29 protein-coding genes and 1 tRNA gene are annotated in these 23,293 nt (G+C 65.0%); 10 read left to right on the forward strand and 20 right to left on the reverse strand.

The genetic code is table 11. The features are described 5' to 3' along the window. Window positions 1-97: 97 nt before the first annotated feature. A complete protein-coding gene (locus tag AAC071_RS14600; protein WP_339833854.1) occupies window positions 98-502 on the reverse strand; it encodes a metallopeptidase family protein in 405 nt (134 codons plus the stop codon). 81 nt (window positions 503-583) lie between these two features. Between AAC071_RS14600 and AAC071_RS14605 the strand changes: the two genes are divergently transcribed. Beyond that, the gene (locus AAC071_RS14605) at window positions 584-898 is read left to right on the forward strand and encodes a 4a-hydroxytetrahydrobiopterin dehydratase (protein ID WP_339833856.1); all 315 of its coding nucleotides are present in this window, start codon (window positions 584-586) and stop codon (window positions 896-898) included. 11 nt (window positions 899-909) lie between these two features. Then, window positions 910-2,178, forward strand: a complete 1,269-nt coding sequence (locus tag AAC071_RS14610) for an NAD(P)/FAD-dependent oxidoreductase (protein ID WP_339833858.1) — start codon at window positions 910-912, stop codon at window positions 2,176-2,178. A 68-nt stretch (window positions 2,179-2,246) separates the two neighbouring features. Here the strand turns inward: AAC071_RS14610 and AAC071_RS14615 are convergent, their stop codons facing one another. From AAC071_RS14615 to AAC071_RS14625, 3 genes are all read right to left on the reverse strand, one after another. After that, complete coding sequence (locus tag AAC071_RS14615; RefSeq protein ID WP_339833861.1) at window positions 2,247-2,570, reverse strand: DNA-binding transcriptional regulator; 324 nt, start codon at window positions 2,568-2,570, stop codon at window positions 2,247-2,249. Further along, window positions 2,554-2,934, reverse strand: a complete 381-nt coding sequence (locus AAC071_RS14620; protein WP_339833863.1) for a type II toxin-antitoxin system RelE/ParE family toxin — start codon at window positions 2,932-2,934, stop codon at window positions 2,554-2,556. Before AAC071_RS14620 ends, AAC071_RS14615 begins: the two co-directional genes overlap by 17 nt. Before the next feature lie 158 nt (window positions 2,935-3,092). Beyond that, window positions 3,093-3,875 carry an SDR family NAD(P)-dependent oxidoreductase gene (locus tag AAC071_RS14625; RefSeq protein ID WP_339833865.1) on the reverse strand — a complete coding sequence of 261 codons (783 nt, stop codon included), beginning with the start codon at window positions 3,873-3,875 and terminating at the stop codon, window positions 3,093-3,095. A 238-nt stretch (window positions 3,876-4,113) separates the two neighbouring features. Here AAC071_RS14625 and AAC071_RS14630 point away from each other — a divergent pair, with 238 nt between their 5' ends. Next, window positions 4,114-4,518 (forward strand): YkvA family protein, encoded by a 405-nt coding sequence (locus AAC071_RS14630; protein WP_339833867.1) that lies wholly within the window; start codon window positions 4,114-4,116, stop codon window positions 4,516-4,518. Here AAC071_RS14630 and AAC071_RS14635 read toward each other — a convergent pair whose 3' ends face one another. Genes AAC071_RS14635 through AAC071_RS14645 form a run of 3 tightly spaced genes read right to left on the reverse strand, consistent with a single transcriptional unit; the run spans window position 4,519 to window position 7,553 of the window. After that, window positions 4,519-5,745 carry a serine hydrolase domain-containing protein gene (locus AAC071_RS14635; protein ID WP_339833870.1) on the reverse strand — a complete coding sequence of 409 codons (1,227 nt, stop codon included), beginning with the start codon at window positions 5,743-5,745 and terminating at the stop codon, window positions 4,519-4,521. It abuts the gene before it with no gap. A gap of 34 nt (window positions 5,746-5,779) precedes the next feature. After that, on the reverse strand, window positions 5,780-6,502 hold the full coding sequence (locus AAC071_RS14640; RefSeq protein WP_339833873.1) for a GDSL-type esterase/lipase family protein: 723 nt from the start codon (window positions 6,500-6,502) through the stop codon (window positions 5,780-5,782). 46 nt (window positions 6,503-6,548) lie between these two features. Then, window positions 6,549-7,553, reverse strand: a complete 1,005-nt coding sequence (locus tag AAC071_RS14645) for an NADPH:quinone oxidoreductase family protein (RefSeq protein WP_339833876.1) — start codon at window positions 7,551-7,553, stop codon at window positions 6,549-6,551. Between the two features lie 217 nt (window positions 7,554-7,770). Between AAC071_RS14645 and AAC071_RS14650 the strand changes: the two genes are divergently transcribed. From AAC071_RS14650 to AAC071_RS14660, 3 genes are all read left to right on the forward strand, one after another. Further along, window positions 7,771-8,409, forward strand: a complete 639-nt coding sequence (locus AAC071_RS14650; RefSeq protein ID WP_339833879.1) for a hypothetical protein — start codon at window positions 7,771-7,773, stop codon at window positions 8,407-8,409. A 75-nt stretch (window positions 8,410-8,484) separates the two neighbouring features. Further along, window positions 8,485-9,669 carry a 23S rRNA (adenine(2503)-C(2))-methyltransferase RlmN gene (gene rlmN, locus AAC071_RS14655; RefSeq protein WP_339833882.1) on the forward strand — a complete coding sequence of 395 codons (1,185 nt, stop codon included), beginning with the start codon at window positions 8,485-8,487 and terminating at the stop codon, window positions 9,667-9,669. Window positions 9,670-9,688: 19 nt separating this feature from the next. Beyond that, entirely contained in the window at window positions 9,689-10,009 is a 321-nt protein-coding gene (locus tag AAC071_RS14660; RefSeq protein ID WP_339833885.1) for a hypothetical protein, read from the forward strand. 1 nt (window position 10,010) lies between these two features. Here AAC071_RS14660 and AAC071_RS14665 read toward each other — a convergent pair whose 3' ends face one another. The 4 genes from AAC071_RS14665 to AAC071_RS14680 form a co-directional block, all read right to left on the reverse strand. Then, a complete protein-coding gene (locus AAC071_RS14665; RefSeq protein ID WP_339833887.1) occupies window positions 10,011-10,646 on the reverse strand; it encodes a glutathione S-transferase family protein in 636 nt (211 codons plus the stop codon). A 103-nt stretch (window positions 10,647-10,749) separates the two neighbouring features. After that, window positions 10,750-11,337 carry a 2-hydroxychromene-2-carboxylate isomerase gene (locus AAC071_RS14670; RefSeq protein WP_339833889.1) on the reverse strand — a complete coding sequence of 196 codons (588 nt, stop codon included), beginning with the start codon at window positions 11,335-11,337 and terminating at the stop codon, window positions 10,750-10,752. Between the two features lie 81 nt (window positions 11,338-11,418). After that, window positions 11,419-12,360, reverse strand: coding sequence for a DUF3137 domain-containing protein (locus AAC071_RS14675; RefSeq protein WP_339833892.1), 942 nt, complete (start codon window positions 12,358-12,360; stop codon window positions 11,419-11,421). Between the two features lie 7 nt (window positions 12,361-12,367). Then, window positions 12,368-12,949, reverse strand: coding sequence for a LemA family protein (locus AAC071_RS14680; RefSeq protein ID WP_339833895.1), 582 nt, complete (start codon window positions 12,947-12,949; stop codon window positions 12,368-12,370). Between the two features lie 152 nt (window positions 12,950-13,101). Between AAC071_RS14680 and AAC071_RS14685 the strand changes: the two genes are divergently transcribed. Both AAC071_RS14685 and ppa read left to right on the forward strand, forming a co-directional pair. Beyond that, window positions 13,102-14,334, forward strand: coding sequence for an argininosuccinate synthase (locus AAC071_RS14685; protein ID WP_339833898.1), 1,233 nt, complete (start codon window positions 13,102-13,104; stop codon window positions 14,332-14,334). Continuing rightward, complete coding sequence (ppa, locus tag AAC071_RS14690; RefSeq protein WP_339833901.1) at window positions 14,335-14,868, forward strand: inorganic diphosphatase; 534 nt, start codon at window positions 14,335-14,337, stop codon at window positions 14,866-14,868. 3 nt (window positions 14,869-14,871) lie between these two features. Here ppa and AAC071_RS14695 read toward each other — a convergent pair whose 3' ends face one another. Continuing rightward, complete coding sequence (locus AAC071_RS14695; RefSeq protein WP_339833904.1) at window positions 14,872-15,543, reverse strand: DNA-3-methyladenine glycosylase I; 672 nt, start codon at window positions 15,541-15,543, stop codon at window positions 14,872-14,874. Between the two features lie 32 nt (window positions 15,544-15,575). Then, on the reverse strand, window positions 15,576-17,093 hold the full coding sequence (locus AAC071_RS14700) for a serine hydrolase (protein WP_339833907.1): 1,518 nt from the start codon (window positions 17,091-17,093) through the stop codon (window positions 15,576-15,578). Window positions 17,094-17,256: 163 nt separating this feature from the next. Here AAC071_RS14700 and AAC071_RS14705 point away from each other — a divergent pair, with 163 nt between their 5' ends. Further along, window positions 17,257-17,514: a YjhX family toxin gene (locus AAC071_RS14705; protein WP_339833911.1), complete on the forward strand. Its 258-nt coding sequence runs from the start codon at window positions 17,257-17,259 to the stop codon at window positions 17,512-17,514. A gap of 20 nt (window positions 17,515-17,534) precedes the next feature. Here AAC071_RS14705 and AAC071_RS14710 read toward each other — a convergent pair whose 3' ends face one another. From AAC071_RS14710 to AAC071_RS14725, 4 genes are read right to left on the reverse strand one after another with little or no spacing between them, the layout of a single operon-like run. Further along, a complete protein-coding gene (locus tag AAC071_RS14710) occupies window positions 17,535-18,551 on the reverse strand; it encodes an aldo/keto reductase (RefSeq protein WP_339833913.1) in 1,017 nt (338 codons plus the stop codon). Window positions 18,552-18,561: 10 nt separating this feature from the next. Then, window positions 18,562-19,473 (reverse strand): bifunctional methylenetetrahydrofolate dehydrogenase/methenyltetrahydrofolate cyclohydrolase FolD, encoded by a 912-nt coding sequence (gene folD / locus AAC071_RS14715; protein ID WP_339833916.1) that lies wholly within the window; start codon window positions 19,471-19,473, stop codon window positions 18,562-18,564. Then, window positions 19,470-19,805, reverse strand: a complete 336-nt coding sequence (locus AAC071_RS14720; protein WP_339833919.1) for a DUF167 family protein — start codon at window positions 19,803-19,805, stop codon at window positions 19,470-19,472. Before AAC071_RS14720 ends, folD begins: the two co-directional genes overlap by 4 nt. Before the next feature lie 14 nt (window positions 19,806-19,819). Continuing rightward, a complete protein-coding gene (locus AAC071_RS14725) occupies window positions 19,820-20,119 on the reverse strand; it encodes a YggT family protein (RefSeq protein ID WP_339833922.1) in 300 nt (99 codons plus the stop codon). Window positions 20,120-20,338: 219 nt separating this feature from the next. Here AAC071_RS14725 and AAC071_RS14730 point away from each other — a divergent pair. After that, window positions 20,339-20,414: transfer RNA gene (locus AAC071_RS14730), tRNA-Ala, on the forward strand. A gap of 42 nt (window positions 20,415-20,456) precedes the next feature. On the opposite strand, the gene AAC071_RS14735 is transcribed toward AAC071_RS14730, so the two are convergent. From AAC071_RS14735 to AAC071_RS14745, 3 genes are all read right to left on the reverse strand, one after another. Continuing rightward, window positions 20,457-21,203 carry a glutamine amidotransferase gene (locus AAC071_RS14735; RefSeq protein WP_339833925.1) on the reverse strand — a complete coding sequence of 249 codons (747 nt, stop codon included), beginning with the start codon at window positions 21,201-21,203 and terminating at the stop codon, window positions 20,457-20,459. Between the two features lie 72 nt (window positions 21,204-21,275). After that, window positions 21,276-22,061, reverse strand: a complete 786-nt coding sequence (locus tag AAC071_RS14740; RefSeq protein ID WP_339833928.1) for an SDR family oxidoreductase — start codon at window positions 22,059-22,061, stop codon at window positions 21,276-21,278. Window positions 22,062-22,097: 36 nt separating this feature from the next. Beyond that, entirely contained in the window at window positions 22,098-23,291 is a 1,194-nt protein-coding gene (locus AAC071_RS14745) for an acyl-CoA dehydrogenase family protein (RefSeq protein WP_339833930.1), read from the reverse strand. Window positions 23,292-23,293: the final 2 nt, after the last annotated feature.

A 23,293-nucleotide genomic window follows, 5' to 3' on the forward strand; every position in this document is an offset into this window, starting at 1 on the left:
CCAACTGTTGCACTTCAAATGTGAATCCACACCCCGGCTTTCGCCGGGGTGACACCTGTGTTCAGACAATCGGAACCAGACCGAACAACCAGCGGCCTCACGTCCCCGCCGCTTCCTCGATCGCGTGCATGTCCTCGTCGGACAGACCCATGTGATGGCCGATCTCGTGCACCAGTACATGCGTGATCAGATGATCGAGCGGCTCGTCATATTCGGCCCAGTAGTCGAGCATCGGGCGGCGGTAGAGGAACACCATGTCGGGCAGATGCGCCGGCTCCATCACCGAGCGGTCGACATGGGAAATGCCCTGATAGAGGCCGAGCAGGTCGAACGGGCTTTCGAGTTCCATTTCGGCCGCAACCTCGTCGTCGGGGAAGTCCTCGACGCGGATGACGAGCCCCTCGCAGCGCGCGCGAAAGCCTTCGGGCAGGCCGGCAAAGGCCAGATCGGCCAGTTGCTCGAACTCTTCCAGCGTCGGCGCGCGCACGCCTTTCCAGTCCATCGCTTGTCTCCCCTCTTGCGCGGGCAGATTAGGCGGGCGAGGCTGGCGCTGCAAATTTCACCGGACATCGGAGAGGCGGCCATGACGGAACGACTGACGGGAAAGGCACGGGAGAAGGCGCTGGCGGGGCTGAAGGGCTGGACCAGGGTCAAGGGCCGCGACGCCATCGAGAAGGCCTACCGGTTCAAGGATTTCAACGAGGCCTTCGGCTTCATGACGCGGGTGGCGCTTGTCGCCGAGAAGATGGACCATCATCCCGAATGGGCGAATGTCTATAACCGCCTCGACGTGATCCTGACCACGCATGATGCGGGCGGGCTCTCGGAAAAGGACGTGAAGCTGGCCGCGCTGATGGACAAATGGGCCGGCAAGGCCGGCAAGACGGCGAAGAAGTAGGAGCGCGCGCCATGCCCCCCTCTCCCGGCGCCCGCCCGCGCGTCGTCGTCCTGGGCGCGGGCTTCGGCGGCCTGATTGCCGCGAAGGACCTGTCCGGCGCGCCCGTCGACATCACCATCATCGACCGGCAGAACTATCACCTGTTCCAGCCGCTGCTCTACCAGGTCGCGACGGCGACGCTGTCGCCCGCCGACATCGCGGTACCGATCCGCTCGATCCTGCGCGATCAGGAGAATTGCGCGGTGCTGCTGGGCAGCGTCGATACGATCGAGCGCGGCGAAAGGCTGGTCCTGCTCGACGACGGCCGTCGCGTACCCTACGACCATCTGGTGGTCGCGACGGGTGCGCGCCACGCCTATTTCGGCCATGACGACTGGGAGCCGGTGGCGCCGGGGCTGAAGACCATCGACGATGCGACCGAAATCCGGCGGCGCATCCTGCTGGCCTTCGAACGGGCCGAAACAGAGTCCGACGCCGAGAAGCGCCGCGCGCTGCTGACCTTCGTGATCGTCGGCGGCGGCCCGACCGGCGTCGAAATGGCGGGCGCGATCATCGAGCTGGCGAAGAAGGCGCTGGCCGCCGACTTCCACCATATCGATCCGGCGTCGGCGCGGGTCGTGCTGCTGGAAGCGGGGCCGCGCATCCTGCCGTCCTTTCCGGATGCGCTGTCGGCCGTCGCGCAGCGGTCTCTTGTGCGCATGGGCGTCGAGGTCCTGACCGGCAGGCCTGCGACGCTTTGTACGCGCGCCGGAGTCGAGCTTGGCGACGAGCGGATCGGCACGCGGACGATCATATGGGCGGCCGGTGTCGAGGCCTCGCCTGCCGCGGTGTGGCTCGGAGTTGCCGGAGACCGGGCGGGCCGTGTCGCCGTCGAAGCCGATCTCACACTGCCGGGCGACCCCCATGTCTTCGTCATCGGCGACACGGCGGCCGTCAGCTGGAAGGACGGGATGTTCGTGCCGGGCATCGCGCCGGCGGCCAAGCAGATGGGCGCCTATGTGGCACGTTCGATCCGTACAAGGATGAAAGGCGAAACGCCGGCGCCCTTCCGCTACCGCCACCAGGGCAATCTCGCCACCATCGGCCGCAAGAGCGCCGTGATCGATTTCGGCCGGGTGCGGCTCACCGGGTTCATCGCCTGGCTGACCTGGGGCGCGGCGCATATCTTCTTCCTGATCGGCTTCAGGAACCGCCTGATGGTGATGCTGCACTGGATGTGGGCCTATCTCAGCTTCCAGCGCGGCGTGCGGCTGATCACGGGCTCGACGGATCTGCCGTGAAACAAAAAGCCCCGGCGTTGCCGCCGGGGCCTGGCATCTCGGAAAAATCGCGCCCGGCAATCCGGCCATCAGGCGAGCGCCTTCAAGCCGTGCTTCTGAACAATCGACAACAACTTGAGCGCCATGCCACTGGGCTTCTTGGCGCCCGTCTCCCACTTCTCGATCGTGCTTTCGCTGGTGTTGAGATAACGGGCAAAGACGGGCTGGCTGACATGATTGCGCTCGCGGAGCCGTTTGATTTCAGCCGGCTCGATCGCAGGCGGCACGGCCAGATGCCGTGCATCGAAATCGCGCATGGTCTCCTTGTCGATCGCACCGACCTTGTGCAAGGCCGAAGCCGATGAGTGGATGGCCTCGGAAATATCGCTCTTGAACCTATTTCGCGTTGCCATGACATATCTCCTTCAGGTCTTCGTCCTTCAAAAGCCCGGCGAGCTGTTGTTCGCTCAACTGGGCGTAGTTTTTGGCGAGAGTGCGAAAGTCGCCTAGTTCGCCCTCATCGATATTGCCGCGATCCTTCTTCGCGAACAGATAGGCGTAGATCCAGTACCGGCCACCCTTCGCAAGAATGAGGCTCCGGTGCATGTTCCTGTTCAGCCGCTTCTTGAATACGCCGCCGCCGAGATCGTCGGCCTGGCCTTTCATGACTTCCTGAATGGCCTCGCAGAGTTCGTCATCGGTGATACGCGCTTTCCGCGCCGCCTTGCCGAACCAGGCAGTTTTGAAAATCCGCGCGGATTTCCCGGTATCGGCCATGTTTTATATGTAGCACTGGGTGCTACCGACGTCAAGTGCCAGCTGAGTGCTGGATCGCGTCGTCGCTTGCGCTCCTCGCTATGAGGATCTTGTTTTTGCCCAACAAAAAGCCCCGGTGTTTCCACCGGGGCTTTCGTTTTCCAGAAATTGGAAAAGGTTTAGCGCGGCGCCATGCGAATCGCGCCGTCGAGACGGACGGTTTCGCCGTTGAAGTAGCCGTTGCGGATCATTTCGCAGGCGAGCGAGGCATATTCTTCCGGATTGCCGAGACGGGCCGGGAACGGTACCTGGGCGCCGAGCGCCTGGCGCACCTTTTCCGGCGCGCCGGCCAAGAGCGGCGTGTCGAAGATACCGGGCAGGATGGTGTTGACGCGGATGCCTTCGCGGGAAAGGTCGCGCGCGATGGGGAGCGTCATGCCGACGACGCCGGCCTTGGACGCCGAATAGGCCGCCTGGCCGATCTGGCCGTCCTGCGCGGCGACCGAGCCGGTGTTGACGATGGCGCCGCGGTCGCCATCGGCGAGCGGATCGAGCGTCAGCATGCCGGCTGCCGACTTGGCGATGCAGCGGAAGGTGCCGACGAGATTGATCTGGATGATCAGGTTGAACTTGTCGAGCGGGAAGTGCTCGGGCTTGCCCGTCTCCTTGTTGCGCGACGCGGTCTTGACCGCATTGCCGGTGCCGGCGCAGTTGACCAGGATGCGTTCCTGGCCGATGGCGGCGCGGACCTTTTCGAAGCCGGCATCGACGCTCGCTTCGTCGGTGACGTTGACCTTGGCGAAGACGCCGCCAAGTTCCCTGGCCAGCGCCTCGCCCTTGTCTTCCTGCAGATCGAAGATGCCGATCTTGACGCCTTCTTTCGCGAGGCGGCGCGCGGTCGCGGCGCCGAGGCCCGAGGCACCGCCGGTGATGATGGCGCTGATGCCGGAATCGAGTTTCATGGGTCGTCTCCCTTGATGAACGGTCTTCCGGGACGCGCCATGCCTGCGCGGTGCCCGATTGGCGCCGGTTTTACAAATTTGTCGGCACTGTTGCGAGCCAAAAATCCCCGAAATTCCTTGAATCCGCGGCGCCGATGCGCGGTGCGGCCCTGACGCTACGTCCGCGCCGCTTGCATGGGCCCGGCCGAACGCCCATCTTTTGCCGGGAAGCGGGGAAGAGAGAACGGCGGAAACGGCCATGACGACATCGCAAGGAAGCCCCGGCGCGCCGCTGGACCCGGTCCATCAATTGCCGGCCGTCATCGCGCGCAACGAACGGACCGTGCGCGATGGTTTCTGGCCGAAAATGGCGCGCTTTGCCGGCAGGCTGCCCTTTGCCGAGGAAGCGGCCGCCGCCTGGTTCTGTGCCCGCGATCCGAAAACGCCGATGCGCGTCAAGGCGACGCTGCTGGCGGCGCTGGCCTATTTCGTGACGCCGGTCGATCTCATTCCCGATCTCGTCGCCGCTTTCGGCTTCACCGACGATGCGGCCGTGCTGATGGCCGCGATCGGCCTGGTGTCGAGCCACATCATGCCGCGCCACCGCCAGGCCGCGCGCAAGGCGCTGCACCTGCCGCCGGCCGAAGACGCCGAAGCCGGCTGATCACATCGTCCAGACTCCGCTCGCATTGGAACGATAGCCGAGCGCGCTATAGGCCGCGTCGACCAGCGCCTGACCGCGCTCGTTCAAGAGGATGCCCGCCCCCATGCGGTTCATGTTGTAGCCGAAGCTCAATCGCGCTTCCGGATCGGCAAAGCCGATCGAGCCGCCCATGCCGACATGACCGAAAGCCGTATCGCCGAGAAGGCAGCTCGAATTCGGCGCATCGGGCACCTTGCGATTGTCCATCGACTTCATGAAGCCGAGCGCGAAGCGCGAGGGGATCAGCAGCGTCGCGTCTTCATGCGTTGCCATGGCGACGCGGCCCATGCGGGCCAGCGTGTCCGGCCCGACCAGCTTGCCGCCGCCATTGGCCAGCGGCTGGTACATGCCGGCCAGACCGCGGCCATTGGTGATGCCATTGGCCGAACCGATCTCGGCGGCATGGGCCGCGCGCGAATTGAAATTGGCACCGCCATTGTTGAGCAGAAAGAGATGCGCCGGGCTGTCGGGATCGGTGAGCACCGCCTGCGTGAATTTCGAACTGGCGGCTGCCGGATCCGGTTCGGCGAAGATCATCGGCGCGACGCGCGGTTCGATCTCTTCGGGCAGGCCGATCCAGAAATCGAGACCGAGCGGGCCGGCGACCTCGTCGGCGAAGAAACGCCCCGTGCGCTTGCCGCCGGCGCGATGCACCAGTTCGCCGACCGTCCAGGCGAAGCTGACGCCGTGATAGCCGTTGCGCGTGCCCGGCTGCCAGAACGGTGTCTCCGCCTCGAGCAGCTTCACCATGTAGTCGTAATCGTAATAGGCGCCGTCCTTCAGTTTGGTGCGCAGATGCGGCTGGCCGGCCGAATGATCGAGCATCATCGAGACCAGCGTCTCTTCCTTGCCGTTCTGCGCATATTCGGGCCAGTACTGGCCGACCTTCGCGTCGAGATCGAGCTTGCCCCTGTCGGCCAGCATATGCGCGCACAAGGCGGTCGCGCCCTTGGTGCAGGAAAAGACGATCGAGACCGTGTCCTTCTCCCAGGGATCGCCGTCGCGCTCTTTCCGGCCGCCCCAGATGTCGACCACCGTCCTGCCTTCGAGCGTCAGCGCGACATTGGCGCCGACCTCGTCGCGGCGCTCGAAGTTCTCGACAAAGGCATCGACGACGGATTTGAATTTCGGATCGTAGCTGCCTTCGAGTTTTCCGGCAGCGGTTTCGCGTGAAAGCGTTTCGGCCATGCGGCCCTCCCTGGGGTTCCGTTTGTCCTGAGATCTAGCGTGTCGAGCGCAAGCCGCCATAGCCGGCACCGATCAGCGCCGGCCGGATCGCCTCGGCAAGCAGCGCATAGCCGCGTTCATTGAGCGTCAGCCCGTCCCAGCGATAGAGGCCGTCGCGGATGCGGCCGGTCTCGTCGAGCATCGGGCTTGCGGCATCGATGAAATACATGCCGCGCTGGCCGGCGACGAAATCGGCGATCAGCGCATTGGCGCGCTGCGCGCCGTACCAGCGTTCCTGGCGCGCCGGCTGCGGCCGGATCGAGACGAACCAGATCGGCGCCGCGACGCCTTCGGCGCGCAGCGACAGCGCCAGGGTGCGGAAATCGTCGAGCACGTCTTCGGGCCGCCGGCCATGGACATCGGCGAGATCGGCCTCGCCGGCCATCACGACGATGGCGCGCGGATGATAGGGCAGGATGATGCGCGCCATGTAATGGCTGATATGGGCGATCTGCGCCCCGCCGAAGCCGCGCTGGATGACCGGCACCGGCGCCATGTCGGCGGCGAGTTCCGGCCAGAGCCGGATATCGCGCCCGCCGACGAACAGCACGGCACCGGCCGGCGGCGGGTTGGAGACGTCGCGGCGCTCGAAGGCGGCGATCTCGGCCTCCCAGTAGCCGGGATCGCCCGACGCCAGCAGCACATAGATCAGAAAGGCGAAAAGCGCGAGGGTGCCGATGCCGGCGACGACGCCCAGCGTGATCAGCATGCGCTTCATGGCGCGTCCCGCCCTGTCATCTCGTCCGCCCCCCGGCCGGTGCCGCCTAGCGCGACGGCACCAGGACGATCTTGCCCTTGACCTTGCGCGCGGCCATGTCGTTGAGCGCCTCGGCCGCCTCTTCGAACCTGTATTGCCGCGAGACATGCGGCTTCAGCTTGCCGGCCTTGAACCAGGCCATCAGCTCCTTGAGGTTCTCCTGATGCCGCTTCGGCTCGCGCCCGGTGAAGGCGCCCCAGAACACGCCGACGATCTGGCAACCCTTCAGCAGCGCCAGATTGAGCGGGATCTTCGGGATCGGCCCGGCGGCAAAGCCGACCACCAGGAAACGGCCTTCCCAGTTGGTGGCGCGAAGCGCGGCTTCCGAATAATCGCCGCCGACCGGGTCGTAGACGACATCGGCGCCATTGCCGCCGGTCAGCGCCTTGATCTGGTCGGTCAGCGCCTTCTGTGCGTCGCGGTCGAGCGCGCCGGCCGGATAGAGCAGCGTCTCGTCGGCGCCGTGCTCGCGGCAGACCTGCAGCTTGTCCTCCGACGAGGCGGCCGCGATGACGCGCGCGCCCATCGCCTTGCCGAGCTCGACGGCGGCAAGCCCGACGCCGCCCGCCGCCCCCAGCACCAGCAGCGTTTCGCCCGGCTTGATCTGGGCCCGGTCCTTCAGCGCGTGATGCGAGGTGCCATAGGTCATCAGGAAGGCCGAGGCCGTGACGAAATCCATCTCGTCGGGGATCGGCGTCACGCGGGCCTCGTCAAGCGCGATCTCCTCGGCGAAACCGCCCCAGCCGCACGACCCGATGACGCGGTCGCCGACCTTCACCTTCGAGACGCCCTCGCCCAGCTTGATCACCTTGCCGGCAACCTCGCCGCCCGGCGAGAAGGGCAGCGGCGGCTTGAACTGGTACTTGTTCTCGATGATCAGCACATCGGGGAAATTGACCGCCGCCGCATGGACCTCGAGCAGGACCTGGCCCTTGCCGGGCTGGGGCGTCGGCACCTCCTCGATGACGAGGCTTTCGGGCGGGCCGTATTCCTTGCACAGCACGGCTTTCATGATCGTCTCCCCCTGATCTTGGTCGGTTGGGCATTTGCCGGAAATGGCGATGCCTCTCCCTTAGCACGAGCGGGGCCGCATTCGCCAGATTGACGCCGCCGCCGGCCCCTTGCCATGGTTCCGCCACAAGAATCGGTAAGTTTCCGGGCCGGCCCGCCCGACCCCGCCGGCCGGAATTCGCCCCATTTTCCGGGCGGCATATCTGGAAATCGGGGCCATGGGCCGTTATGGTCAGGCGCATCGCCGCCCGATCCCGGATAACAAGCGCAAGCAACGAGTTGAAGAGATCATGCCAAGACGCCCGCGCCTTTCCACGAGCTTCGCCCGCGCCGCCGCCCTGGCCGTGTCGGCCCTGCTGCTGAGCTTCGGCACCGCCGGCCTCGCCGCCGCGCAGGACGCCCCGAAGCTGCTGGGCAAATATGACGACTGGTCGGCCTACAGCTATGGTTCGGGCAGCGAGCGCATGTGCTATGCGATGAGCGCGCCGACAAGGATGCTGCCGGCCGGCGCCAATCGCGGCGACGTCTATTTCATGGTGACGCACCGTCCGGGCCGCAACACGCGCAACGAGATCAGCATGCGCGCCGGTTATATCTTCAAGACCACCAGCCGCCCCTTCGCCACCATCGGCTCGGACAAGTTCCAGATGTTCAACGGCACCAAGGAAGGCGGCGAGCATCAATACTGGGCCTGGCTCGAAAACCCATCGGAAGAGGGCAAGATGGTGCAGGCGCTGAAGGCCGGCAGCTCGATGGAGATCAAGGGCACCTCCTCGCGCGACACGCTGACCACCGACACCTATTCGCTGAAAGGCTCTGCGGCCGCGCTGAAGAAGATCGACGAGACCTGCAAATAGGCGGACAAACGCCGGATTCCTGCGGAAAACGGGGGCCAGTGGCCCCCGTCATGCCGTCTGTGATATGAAGCGGCCATGACGAGCCTCGACATCGCGCATGAAAATCGGACGCCCGCGCCCGCCCGGACGGCGGCGGCGCGAACGCGGCTTGTCGGGCTGACGCGGCCGCAGCTTGCCGAAGCATTGAAGGCATTCGGCATTCCCGAAAGCCAGTGCCGCATGCGTGCCGGGCAGATCTGGAACGGCATCTATCATCGCGGGCTGACCAGCTTCGAGGGCATGACGACGCTGTCGAAGGAATTGCGCGGAAAGCTCAACGAGGCTTTCGACCTTTCGCGGCTCGAGATCGTCACCGAACAGAAATCGGTCGACGGCACGCGCAAATGGCTGCTGCGCCTGCCCGCCGACCGGCCGGGTGTGTCGGGTCCTGAAATCGAGACGGTCTATATTCCGGAAGAAGGACGCGGCACGCTCTGCGTCTCCTCGCAAGTGGGCTGCACCCTGACCTGCAGCTTCTGCCACACCGGCACGCAGAAGCTGGTGCGAAATCTCACCGCCGGCGAAATCGTCGGCCAGATCCTGATTGCCCGCGATGCGCTGGGCGAATGGCCGGATGGCGGCCGCAACTCCGAGGACCGCCTGATCACCAATATCGTCCTGATGGGCATGGGCGAGCCGCTTTACAACTTCGACAATGTGCGCGACGCGCTGGAAGTGGTGTCGGACGGCGAAGGCCTCTCGCTGTCGAAGCGCCGCATCACGCTGTCGACCAGCGGTGTGGTGCCGATGATCGAAAAGGCGGGCGCCGAAATCGGCTGCATGCTGGCGATCTCGCTGCATGCGGTGAACGATGAGACGCGCAACAGGCTGGTGCCCTTGAACAAGAAATATCCGATCAAGGAATTGCTGGAGGCCTGCCGCAACTATCCCGGCGTCTCCAATGCACGTCGCATCACCTTTGAATATGTGATGTTGAAGGGCGTCAACGACAGCCTTGAAGATGCGAAGGCGCTGGTGCGGCTGCTGAAGCACATCCCGGCGAAGATCAACCTGATCCCCTTCAATCCCTGGCCGGGTTCACCTTACGAATGTTCCGACTGGGAGCAGATCGAGAAATTCGCCGACGTCGTCAACCGCGCCGGCTATGCAAGCCCGGTGCGCACGCCGCGCGGCCGCGACATCATGGCGGCCTGCGGACAGTTGAAGAGCGAGACGGTGAAGCAGCGCGCCAGCGAGCGGATCAGGGAAGCGCGGGCCTGACGACGAGGAGATTTCCTCCATGAAAGCCGCCATCTATCGCTGGCGCGTGGCGCCTGAGAACGAGACGGACTTCAGGCGCCGCTGGCACGACATCACCATCGACATCATGCGCGACCATGGCGGCGGCGGCTCGCGGCTGCACCGGGCAGAAAACGGCGACTTCGTCGCCTATGCGCGCTGGCCCTCGAAGGAAGCGCGCGACAAGGCCTTCAGCGACTATTCGGCGAAGCACTCGACGCCGCAACGGGAAGGCCGCGCCGAAATGATCGAGGAGGTCTGGCTCGAAATCGAAGACGATTTGCTGATCCCCGAAGCCGACCTGCCGGAACACTTCAAATAACTCACGCCGCGCGGCGCGCGAATTGATCCGCCGCGGCGAAGCTCGGCCGGGCGCGCATCGCATCGAGCCATGTGGCGACTTTCGGAGCGGCCTCAAGAAGCGCCGTTCCTTCCGGCGTCATCGAGACGAACTGGAGATGCGGGGCAAGGAAGCAATCCGCGATCGAAACGGCGTCGCCGGCAAGAAACGCATGCGCCTCGAGATCGCGCGTGACGACGCCGAGCTGCATCGCCATGTCTTTCGCGGCCTGGGCAACGCGCGCCTCGTCGGTCGTGCCGCCCTGCATCGGCACCAGCAGGCGCTCCTTGGCGATACCGTTGGTCAGTGTCGGGAATATACAGGCGTTGACGAGGCTCGCCCAGCGCAGCACCTGCGCCTGACCCAGCGCATCCACCGGTTGAAGCGCCGGCCCGTTAAAGGCGCGATCGATGTAATGCGCGATGGCGAGCGTCTCGTAGACATAGGTCTGCCCATGCTGCAGCACCGGCGACTTGGCAAACGGATGGAGCGCACGATGCGCGTCGCTGCCGACCTCGACCGGATTGACCGACCAGGAGACACCCTTTTCCGCTGCGACCAGCGAGGCCGTCCAGAGATAGACGCTGAGGGGTTGCGAATGGAAAACGATCTCGGTCATGAAAATCTCCTGCGGCATGAGGTTGGCGCTTAGATCGGAAGCGCAACCACCACATGCAACCCGGCGCGCGAATGGTCCCGGCTTTTTTCGCGGATTGGCCCCGTTAGCGCTTCGCCCAGTCGAGCGCTGCTTCAAGGCGGTCATTGCCCCAGAAGAGCTCGTCGCCGACAACGAATGAAGGCGCACCGAAAATGCCCTTCGCGATCGCTTCGTCGGTCTGCGCCTTGAGCCGCTCCTTGTTGGCGGGTTCGTTCGCGCGCACCGTGAGTGCCGCCGCATCGAGACCGAGCGCGGAGAGAATTCCGGCAAGCACGCCCTCGTCGGAGATGTCTTTCTGTTCGGCAAAGTTTGCGAGATAGACGCGGCGCGTGAAAGCCGGGCCCCATGGCTCGTCCTGCCCGAGCAGCGCCAGCCGCGCCGCCTTTAACCCGTTCTGCGGGAAGCGCACCGGCGCCTTCAGTGTGAGGCCTTGCGCCGCGCAGATCCGCGCCATGTCGCGCCACATATACTTGCCTTTGGCCGGATAGATGTTGAAGGGACTGTCGTTCCAGCCCTGCGCGCCGAAAATGGGGCCCAGAAGGAAGGGGCGCCAGACAAGATCGACGCCCGCTTCCGCCGCTGCGCGCTCGACGCACATCGCAGCCGGATATGAATAGGTGCTCGCAAACTCGTACCAGAACTCGACCTGCATGACCGCCCCTTTCGTCCGTCGATGATCGCCCGCCAACAGGTGGGAAGAAGGCCGGACTTGCGCAAGAGCCGTTGCTAAAACTCAAACGGCCGTCTGCGTGTCGAGCTTGAGTGTGGCGGCGATGTCGCCGATCAGCTCGATATCCTCGACAAAGGCGCGGATGTGATCGCCGCGCCCGAGATCGCGCCACGGCGAGGGTTGCGCGAAATAGCCCCGCCGCCCGTCGATGGCGATCAGCAGCTCGCCGCCCTCGAAGGCGGCCTGCAACGGCGCAGCGGTCGTCTCCGCGAGAGCCGTCATCCGTTCCATGAAAGCCGGCGTCAGCAGGTAGCGCGCCTCGACCTGATCGCTCGAAAAGACCTCGAACAATTTCTCGAAGCGCGGATCTTCAAGCCGCACCCGCTCGCCGGAAACGCCCGAATGACCCAGCGCGTTCAGCAACCCCTGGTCGGCGCGCAGAACGGTGCGGCCCGAAAAACGCTTCGGGAAGCGGTAGCGCGCGACAATCCCGCGAAAAACGAGATCATATTCGTCGCGCTTGTCGCGCCGTACCTTGCGCTCGAGAAAGGCTTCGGCAAGCTCGAAGGGAACGCCGCCGGCCTCGCCGCGCACATGGTCCTCCAGCGATTTGCGGCTGTAGCCGGGCAGCAGGTGGCAGCGATTGAAGGGCTCCAGGAAATCGGCCGGCACGTCGGGCGAATAGGCATAGCCGAAATGGCCGAAGATCTTCGCGGACAGTTCTTCGGCAAACTTGCGCCCCCAGAGCAGCACCGATCCGAACATCGCCGCGCCGGCCACCATGATCGCGACGCTGGCAAAAAGCGCAAATCCGCGCATGTCCTCGCCTTCGATCGCCTGCGCGGAAACGGCGAACGCGACGAGGCCGGTGCCGATGATCGGAGCGGCGCGCCACACCGTGCGGCGGAAGACGGCACGGCGCTCGACCTCCTTCTCCGCGATCCACGGCGCGATCTCGCGGGCGAAAAACGCGTCGAACCCGGATGTGGCATCGGCGGCCGGCATGGCGCCGTCACGACATCAGCTTGTTGACGTCGACCGGCTGGCGCGCCGCCGCGTCCTCGACCTCGTAGAAGGGAAAACTCTTCACATTGGCAAGGTTCGCGATGATCGAGCCCGGGAATATCTCGACCGCATTGTTGAGACGCGTCACCGCCGAATTGTAGAAGCGCCGCGCCGCCGCGATATTGCCCTCGACTTCCTCGAAGCTGTGCTGGGCGGTGGTGATGGTTTCGGCGGAGCGAAGCTCGGGATAGTTCTCGGCCACCGCGAAGAACCGCATCATGCCGGCTTCGAGCTTCTTCGAGGCATCGAGATGCGCACCGGCTGCGGCCGGATCGTCCTTCGCATAGGGTGCCTCGACCTGGGCCCGGAGCGCGGTCAATTCGCCGAGCAATTCCTTCTCATGCGTCATGAATTTCTGCGCCAGCGCCACGATGTTGGGCAGCAGGTCGAAACGCTTGCGGAGCTGGACGTCGATCGAGCCCATCGCCTCGCGAACCGCGTTGCGGCGCGTGATCAGGCTGACATACCAGCCATAGCCGCCGGCGACGATGAGCCCCAGCACGATGAGCAGGATGAGCGACGAATCCATGGGACTCCCCCGAAAAATGGCGTTTCGCGGGCGATTATGGCAGTCATTCGCCGGCCCGTCGCGCCCGAATGACGCCGCGTCCCCCGCCCCTTGCCGCCCGGTCCGATTTGCCTATGATGCGCCGCAAAATCGACCGGCTTGAGGGAAAAGCGATGAGCGGCGCGACAAAAGACGTCAAGAAGGTGGTGCTGGCCTATTCGGGCGGCCTCGACACCTCGATCATCCTGAAATGGCTGCAGGAAACCTATGGCTGCGAAGTGGTGACCTTCACCGCGGATCTCGGCCAGGGCGAGGAGCTGGAGCCGGCACGGAAGAAGGCCGAAATGCTCGGCATCAAGGAAATCTATATCGAGGATCTCCGCGAGACCTTCGTCCGCGACTATGTCTTCCCGATGTTCCGCGCCAATGCGCTCTATGAGGGCGTCTACCTGCTCGGCACCTCGATCGCGCGGCCGCTGATCGCCAAGCGCCAGATCGAGATCGCGCGCGAAACCGGCGCCGACGCCGTTTGCCACGGCGCCACCGGCAAGGGCAACGACCAGGTGCGTTTCGAACTCGGCTATTATGCGCTCAACCCGGAGATCAAGGTGATCGCGCCCTGGCGCGAATGGGACCTGACCTCGCGCACGCGGCTGATCGAATTCGCCGAGAAGAACCAGATTCCGATCGCCAAGGACAAGCGCGGCGAAGCGCCCTTCTCGGTCGATGCAAACCTGCTGCATATCTCGGCCGAGGGAAAGGTGCTGGAAGACCCGGCCGACGAGGCGCCGGAATATGTCTACAGCCGCAGCGTTTCGCCGGAGGAAGCACCCGACCGTCCGACCTATATCGAAATCGGATTCGAAAAGGGCGATGCCGTTTCGATCGACGGCGTCAAGATGTCGCCGGCAACGTTGCTGACGAAGCTCAACGAACTGGGCGGTGCCAACGGGATCGGCCGGCTCGACCTGGTGGAAAATCGTTTCGTCGGCATGAAGTCGCGCGGCATCTACGAAACGCCGGGCGGCACGGTGTTGCTGGCCGCCCATCGCGGCATGGAATCGATCACGCTGGATCGCGGCGCCGCGCATCTGAAAGACGAGCTGATGCCGCGCTATGCGGAGCTGATCTATAACGGCTTCTGGTGGAGCCCGGAGCGCGAAATGCTGCAGGCGCTGATCGACAAGAGCCAGGAGATGGTGACTGGCAGCGTGCGCGTCAAACTCTACAAGGGCATGGCCACGGTGGTCGGCCGGTCCTCGCCCTGGTCGCTCTATTCGATGGCGCACGTGACCTTCGAGGACGATGCCGGTGCCTATAACCAGAAGGACGCGGCCGGCTTCATCAAACTGAACGCGCTGCGCCTGCGGCTGCTGGCCGCACGCAACAACAGGACCGCGAAGTAGATGCGTATCGACGCCATTCCGATCGGCAGCAATCCGCCCGACGACATCAATGTCATTATCGAGGTGCCGCATGGCGGCCATCCGGTGAAATACGAGATGGACAAGGAGTCGGGCACGCTCTTCGTCGACCGCTTCATGCACACGGCAATGCAGTATCCGTGCAATTACGGCTTCGTGCCGCACACGCTGTCGGAGGATGGCGATCCGGTCGACGTGCTGGTGGTGAGCCGCATCCCGGTCGTGCCCGGTGCCGTCATCCGCTCGCGACCCATCGGTGTGCTGATGATGCATGACGAGGCCGGACAGGACGAGAAGATCCTGGCCGTGCCGGTCGAAAAGCTCAATCCCTATTACAGGAACGTCCAGAGCTACCGCGACATGCCGGACATCCTGATCAAGCGCATTACCCATTTCTTCGAGCACTACAAGGATCTCGAGGAAGGAAAATGGGTGAAGGTCGCAGGCTGGGAAGGCCCCGAGATCGCCCGCGAACTGATCATGAAAGCAATCGAAGCGGCGAAGAAGGCCGGCTAGGGATCACCCGTCCGCCGACAGTGCCAGCGTCCGGCTGATTTCGGTCAGCGAACGGCCGCTCTCCTTGCGCCATTGCGTGAAGGCGACCTGCACCGCCTCCATTGCCTTGCGCGAGGTCGGCGCCTTGTCGACCACGCCGGCATTGACCAGCGCGGCCACGACCGACGGCGACAGGATCCAGCCATCGACGCCCATCTGACGCAGGAAGAACTGCGCCGAGGCACCGGACAGCCGGTTGCCGCGCTTCTTGAGGATGTCGAGCAGCTCGACGAATTGTTCGGGCTTCGACCCGGCAAAGAAGGCACCGGCCGAGCCGTGATCTTTCGCCAGTTCGACGATGAAGCGTGCATTGTCGCGCGTTGCCACGATCTTCTGCCCGTTGCGCACGATCCGCGCGTCGCTGGCAAGCTTCCCGATCTTCTCGTCGGAATAGAAGGCGATGCGATGCGGGTCGAAACCGTCAAAGGCCTCCTCGAAACCCGGCCATTTGTTTTCGATGATCTTCCAGACGAAACCCGCCTGGAAGACCGCACGCGTCATGCCGGCCAGCCAGCGATCATCCGGAATCCGCTTGAGCGCCGCTGTGCTTTTCGGCTTTGAGAGGCCGCTCTCGACCGCCGCCGCGCCGCCATGGCGCTTCGCGGCGCGGGCGAGGATCTTCTCGAATTTCTCCATGACCCGTCTCGCTTCCGAAGTCCGGCGCCGCCTCAGGGCAGGCGCCACGGTCCGTAGATACCCAGCACATGCCCGGCAACGTCCTGGGCCAGCCGGTCGCCGCTCTCGGCATTGGTCAGCACGACCACGCCGGCACGCCGGGCCGGTTCGATCACCATCAGGCTTTTCGAGCCGACATTCGAGCCCCATTGCCATGCGGTGAGGCTGGTTGCCGTTTCGCGCGTACCGAAACCGAGACCCCAACCGATACGGCTGCCATCCCGCGTGCCGATCTCGACGCGCTCGGCAATCATGCGGGCACGCCATTCCGGTCCGATTACCGCGCCGTCGATGAAGCCCGCCATGAACAATCCGAGATCATGCGCGCTCGAACGTAGCGACGACGCCGCATTGAGGTCGTTGCCGTCGCGCATCGGCCCCGGCACCTGCCAGAACATGAAGAGGAGGCTGGCGACAAAGGCGATGCCGATCATGCCCGGTTCGAGGCCGTGGCGCCTGACGCGACCGCGCGAGATGACCCGATCGCCACGGCCCTGATCGAGCACCACGCGCAGATATTGCAGCGTGAAGGCGACAAAGGCGAGCGCGGCGAGCCAGACCAGAAGATAGCCGAGACTGAAAAGCAGCACCCAGAAGCCGAATGTCAGGAAGACCAGCCCGCCGGCCAGCAAGGGAGACAGCAGGATCGCCGGCAGAAACTCGACCGGCCGCACGCGCAACCGTTCGAAACCGAAGCGCACGACGAGCAGCGTCAGAAAGGCAAGGATGGCAAGGAAACAGAGCGTCGGCCCGACAAGCGCCAGGATCGGCATCCAGAGTGGCACATGCGGCCGAGCCACCGTGTCGACCAGCGCTTCCGGCACCGTATAGCCCGAGGAGTGCATGCCGAGCGGCGCGAAGATGCGTTCGCGCATCAGCCGCTCGAAACCGGTTTCCTCGATCCGGGACATCGCGTCGGCCAGATACATGTAGCCGACGCCCGAATAGGAAAAACGTGTGCCGGGCTCGAAACGGGCACGGCGCGATCCGAAGCGCAGATCGTTGGAAAGGCCCGAGCGGTGCGTCAGCACGTGGCGCGGGGTCACCGCCGCGCCGTCCCCGGCATTGGCGAGCCAGGGCGTATCGAATGCCTCGGCCAGCGGTGCGTCGAGCGCAAGCTTCCCTTCCCGCGCCAGCAACATCGCGCCATAGGCCGCAATAGGCTTGCCGAGCGATGCGGCCTCGAACAGCGTATATTCGCTGACCGCAATATCGCCGCCGATATCGGCCACGCCATAGCCGCGCTCGAAGACGAGCCGCCCATCGGCCACAACGGCGACCGAGACGCCGCGCACATCGAGCTCCGCCATCCGTCTCTCGATCAGGAAATCGAGCGCCCGTTCCATTTCATGGACCGGCCAGGCAACCATCCCGCCCGCGACTTCATGTTGTTCGGCATGCGCGTCGCCCGACGGCAACAGCGTTGCGAAAACGAGCAGCGCCGCCGCCAGCACCAGCCATACGAATTGACGGGCCGCGCGTCCGTCGGCTAGAGATGATGCACCACGCACGATGGAGCGTTGATGTCTGTAGCCGGAGAAAAGCGCGGCCGCTGAGACGGGATTCCCCTCTCGGACGGGCCATTTGAAAAGACGGGCCGCCGCCCGCGCAGCGCGATTGCCTGTGCCGGCCGTGCCGCCTGTCCCGCTTTGGCTTTTCTCCAGGTGTCTTCCGATGAATGTCTCGAAATTCGAGCAGCGCACGCTCCATGCGCTGGCGCGCGGTGGTACGATCCGCGTCGAGAAAGATGAAAAAGGAAAGATCCGTACCGTCATCTGCGTCACGCGCGAGGGCTGGGTTCTGAGCGACTGCTCATTGGCGACCTTTCGCCGTTTGCGTCGACGCGGCCTGATCGCTTCGCGCGACGGTAGCCCCTATCGCATCACACGCGACGGGTTGCACGCGGTCCGGGCACAGCTCGACAACAGATAGGCGCGCGACGGGGAGCGGCATCAAGAAATGTCCTCCCCGTCGATCGGCATGCGCGGCATCTGGAAGTTGAGACGCAAGGCGTCGATGCGCTTGACGAGATCGGCCTCAAGGGGCCCGCACGCCGCCGCATCGACAACGCTTGCGAGTTCCTCACGGTTCTTGACTCCGAGGACCAACGTATCGACGCCGGGTATCGCCAGCGCATAGCGATGGGCAACGAGAGCGGGGTCCTCGCCGATTTCGCGGCAGAGCGCACGAAAGGGCGCGGCTCTTGCGTAGTCCCGCATCTCGGGCTCGCTGTCGTCCATCTTGCGGTCGATGGCCGATGTCAGCGCGCCAGCCTGTACCGCGCGAATGCCCATCACGCCGACATCGTTGTTCTTTGCGGTACGGATGATGTTGCGCGGCTCGGCCGGCTCCTCGTAGTAGCGCATGCCCCCCGGCGAATCGAGAAGGTTCGCCACGGCCTGCACGACGGCGGGCCGCGGCCCGTCACGCAATACATCCATGATGGTGCGCGGCAACCCCGTGCCGGTGATGCCCCAGGCACCGATCAATCCCCTTGCCTGCAACGCCTCGAAGGCGGGAACGACGGTTTCGACGAAGACCGGCAGTGTGACGGCGGCGTGATGGGCGAAATCGGCATCGCGCCGATAGACATATCCTTCGGGGCAGATGTTGGAGTGAAGAAAGTAGATATCGGCCCGTTCGCGCTTCATCGCGGCAAGGCTGCGCAGCAGCGAGGCCTCGAGCCGCGCCGCGATATCGGGCGCGTGACGTCCGCCGATCATGCATTTGGTCGTGACCCGGATGCCATCGGGCCAGCTTCCCTCGAAGGCGGCGCCCATCACGGCCTCGGCCTCGCCGCGGCCGTAACTCGGCGCCATGTCGAAAAGCGTGATGCCGGCATCGACCGCCGCGCGTACCGTCGCCACCGCTTCGGCGCGCGTGGTCGCGCCCCAGATCTGCCCGAGACCGCCGCCGCCCAGTGTCAGCGCGCTGACCGGCCACAATTTTCCGAGTTGGCGCATCTCCATGAGCGGGACCTCAAATATCTTGCGGGGGCGCGATGCCGTGAAGGCGCGACGCAGCGAACAACGTATTGCGCAGCAGGCAGGCAATGGTCATCGGACCGACGCCGCCCGGCACCGGCGTGATGTCGCCGGCAATCCGACGCGCTTCGGCAAAGGCGACATCGCCAACGAGCCGCATCTTGCCTTCGCCGCGTTCGGGCGCCGGAATGCGCGTCGTCCCGACATCGATGACGACGGCGCCGGGCTTGACCCAGTCGCCGCGGATCATCTCGGCCCGGCCGGTTGCGGCGACCAGTATGTCGCCGAGTCGGCAGATCGCCGGAAGATCGGCGGTGCGGCTGTGGGCGATCGTCACGGTGCAGTTCGCGGCGAGCAGCAGCTGCGCCACCGGCTTGCCGACAAGATTGGAACGGCCGACCACGACCGCATGCTTGCCGGCCAGGCTTTCGCCGCGTGACTCAAGCGTTTCGCCGGCAAGAACCAGACACCCCGTGGGCGTGGCCGGCACGAGGCCGGGCAAGCCGCTGGCCAGCCGTCCGGCGCTGACCGGATGAAGCCCGTCGACATCCTTGTCGGGATCGATGGTTTCGATGACGGCTTGTTGCGAGATCTGCGCCGGCACCGGGAACTGCACCAGAATGCCGTGCACGGCCGGATCGGCATTGAGCTCGCGCACCTTGGCAAGCAGTGCTTCCTGGGTGGTCGTGTCGGGCAGCTTGAACTCCCAGGAGTTCATCCCGGCCTCGCGCGTCTGCACACCCTTGTTGCGGACATAGATTTCGCTGGCCGGATCGTTGCCGACCAGCACGACGGCAAGGCCCGGCGTCAATCCGTGATCCTGCTTGAGCCGCGCAACCTCGACGGCGATACGGGCGCGCAAGGCTTCGGCAATACTCTTGCCGTCGATGATCCGCGCCTCGCTCATGCCGCCCCGCTCCTTCCGTTCGCACCCGGCAATTCTTCGAGCCAGGCCGAAATCCGTGCCTCCAGTACCGCCGTATCGCCCGCAACGGTGACGACCTTGTCGCGGCCGGTCTCGCCGGCGGTGATCGCGAGTGCCGTGCGCGGCAGCCGCCACGCCTTGGCCAGCAGCTTCACCACCGCCGCATTGGCCCTGCCCTTTTCGGCCACCGCCGAAACGCGCAGCCGGAGAAACCTGCCACCCTCGGCATCGCAGGCCAGCCCCTCGATGCGATCGGTCCCGCCGCGCGGCGTCACGCGCAGCCGGACCGCGACACCATCATCGACCGCCCGCAATGCCGGCGCGCCGCTCAGTAGCCGAGCCCGAGCCAGATCGGCAGATCGTAGACGATCAGGTTGCGCAGGAAGAAGAGCAGCAGGATCAACAGGATCGGCGAGATGTCGATGCCCCCGAGATTGGGCAGCAAATTGCGGATCGGCCGCAGCGCGGGCTCCGTCAACCTGTTGATCGTGTCGACCACTGTGTAGACGAAGCGGTTCTGGGTATTGACGACATTGAAGGCGACCAGCCAGCTCAGCACCACCCCGATCACGATGATCCAGACATAAAGGGTGATGGCCGAAGCGATCAGGTTGAGCAGCGCAATCATGGGGCCTCGCCATTGTTGATTGTTCGGGGCCGGGCGGCCGGCCCCCCGGAATGCAGCGCCGGCGACGCCGCGGCGAATCCGTTGTTCAAGGTGTAAACGGGCGCGGGACCGCGTTCAAGGACCGGTTTCCGCCGGGCCGGCAGCCGCGCCCCCCGCTCTCTTGACACCTCGCCCGTCGCCGCCTAAGAAGCGGCTCCGGCACGGAAAATGCCGGGCTCCGGGGCCGTAGCTCAGTTGGGAGAGCGCCTCGTTCGCAATGAGGAGGTCAGCGGTTCGATCCCGCTCGGCTCCACCATTTCCGGAGCATCCCTTTCCCCGAATTCATGTCCAACGGCCGTCAGGCGCCCGGTTCGGCCGCCGGCTGCCGGTCTTCGCTTTCGCGCGCCTCCTCGTGCTCCGGCGGCAGCCAGTGATCGAGAAAGCGTGCAAGCCATAGCCGCAGCGCCGCGTCATGGCTCTGGCGCCCTTCGCGATGCGCCTCGGCCGGCTGGGCGCCGGGCTGTGTCAGCCGTTCGGCCGCCAGCGTCAGCCAGGCATCCATCATCGGCGTGGTCAGTTCGGGATGGAACTGCAGGCCATAGGCCGTGTCGCCATAGCGCATGGCCTGAACCGGAAAGTCGCCGGCCCCTTCTGCCAGCTGCACCGCACCTGCGGGCAGGTCGAAACCCTCGCGATGCCACTGATAGACATATTGCGGATCCTCGAAGAGTGAAGCCCCGTCGGCGGTCGGCCGGATCGGATAATAGCCGGCCTCGACGCGGGCTTCCGGATGCGCCCAGACACGCGCGCCGAGATGGCGCGCCAGCATCTGCCCGCCGAGACAGATGCCGAGATAGGGCTTTCCCTCCTTCAGCGGCACCCCGATCCATTCGGTCTCGGCCTTGATGAAGGGCAGATCGTCATTGGCGCTCATCGGCCCGCCGAAAATGATCGCCGCATCATGTGCGGCCATGGTCGCGGGCAGCGGGTCGCCCAGCGCCGGCCGGCGGATATCGAGTTCGCAGCCGCGCCGGATCAGCGCCTGCGCCACCCGGCCGGGACTGGAACGCTCCTGATGAAGCACGATGAGAATGCGCTGGGTCATGACTGCCGACCGATATGGGACCGGCCCCATCCACCCGCAAGGCCCGGCAACACAGTATGTCCGATCGATCCCTTACATCGCGCTAATGCCGCCATCAATCTTGATCTCGGCGCCGGTGATGAATTTCGATTCGTCCGACGCCAGATAGAGCACGCAATAGGCGACGTCGTCCGGTTCGCCGACAATGCCAAGCGGCACCTGCTTGGCAAGCTTCCTGACCAGTTCCTCCTTCGACATGCCGCGCGCCATGCCGTCGAGGATCGGCGTGTCGATGAAGGTCGGATGGATCGAGTTCGAGCGGATGCGGTAACCGCGCTTGGCGCAATGCAGCGCCACCGACTTCGAGAGCAGCCAGACCGCCGCCTTGGCCGCGTTGTAGGCCGCCATGTTGTGGCCGGCGATCAGACCCGCGATCGAGGAGGTGTTGATGATCGAGCCGGGCGCATGTGGCACCATGTAGGAGATCGCATATTTGCAGCCCAGAAAGACCGAATCGACATCGACCGCCATGACCTTCTTGTAGGTCTCGAAGTCGGTGTCCTCCACCGTCGTCCCGCCGCCGATGCCGGCATTGTTGAACAGCACATTGATGCCGCCCATCGCCTTGTCGGCTTCGGCCAGCGCGTCCTTCCACTGGTCTTCGCGCGTGACGTCGAGCCCGACGGCAAAGGCCGTACCTGGATGATCCGCATTGATCTCGTCGGCAACCTCCTGCGCGCCCCGCTCGTTGATGTCGGCCAGCGTCACCCTGGCGCCTTCCCGCGCCAGCATGATCGCCGACGCCTTGCCGAGCCCCTGCGCACCGCCGGTGACGAAGGCCATCTTGCCGGCAACCCGGCCCTTGCTTGTTTCGCTCATGGATTCTCTTTCGGAAAAATAAACGGATTCAACGGGTTAAAGCATCGCCGTGTTGGTCGGCACGCCGAGCAGCAGACGCCCGGTTAGCTCATAGGTCGCGTCCGACACCATCATGTGCTGGGTCGCGACATGCACGTCGCGGAACTGCCGCTGCAAGGGCGAGCCGCGATAGACCGAACTGCCGCCGGCCAGCGTGTACATGAGATCGACCGCGCGTGCCGCCGACTGCACCGCATGTGTCGTCGCCAGCCTGAGGTCGCGGCGATGCGCCACCGTCATCTCGCCGTTCTTCTCGGCCGCGTCGAAAGCCGTGTTGACCGTCTCCATCAGCCAGGCGCGTGCCGAACGCGTCAGCGCCTCGGCCTGCGAGACGTCGAGCTGCGCCTTGGCGCGCAAGGCCAGCGGCTTCGACGAGCCTTGCGGTGTCTTGCCGCCGGCCAGCTCCACCAGCGTCTCGATCGAACCGCGCGCGAGGCCCAGCGCCACCGCCGCGATGCCGATGCCGAGAAGACCGAAGGTCGGGAAGCAATAGAGCGGCCGCTTGAGCGGCTTGTCGCTGATCAGGCTGACCGCACGCGATGCCGGCACGAAAAGATCCTTCACTTCGAAATCGGTGCTGCCGGTTCCGCACAACCCCGATACGTCCCATGTATCGTGCAGCGTCACGTCCCTGGCTTCGAACATCATCATCCGGTTCTGGGGAACGCCCTCGGCCGCCATTTCGGGCTTGCCGTCATCGCCGACAATCATCGCGCCGCCCGAAATATACTGCGCGTTGCGCGAGCCCGAGCCCCATTGCCAGCGCCCGCTGACCCGGTAGCCCTGAACCCCCTTCTCGACCGCATGCACCGCCTTGCCGCGCGGCGCGAAGACGCCGGCCGTGATCGTCAGCGGATCGCCGAACACGGCGCGCGCCTCTTCGGGCGCCAGAAACGCCGAGACGACGCCCGACGTCGCGCCGATGAAGACGCACCAGGCGGCCGACCCGTCGGCCCGCGCAATCCGCTCCACCGTCTCGACCATCACCGCCGGATGCGCTTCGAGCCCGCCATAGACGGCCGGGATGCAGAGCCGGTAGAGTCCCGCCTCGGCAAAGCGCCGCGCAATGTCCTGCGGCAGGAAACGGTTGGCCTCGATCTCGGCGGCCCGCGCCGCGATTTCGGCGGCAAAGCCGTCGGCGGCGGCCACGGGATCGATTCTTGCGCCGCTGCGCGTCTGCGTCTCGCTCATGC

The organism is uncultured Parvibaculum sp. (genome assembly GCF_963975745.1).
Taxonomy (GTDB): domain Bacteria; phylum Pseudomonadota; class Alphaproteobacteria; order Parvibaculales; family Parvibaculaceae; genus Parvibaculum.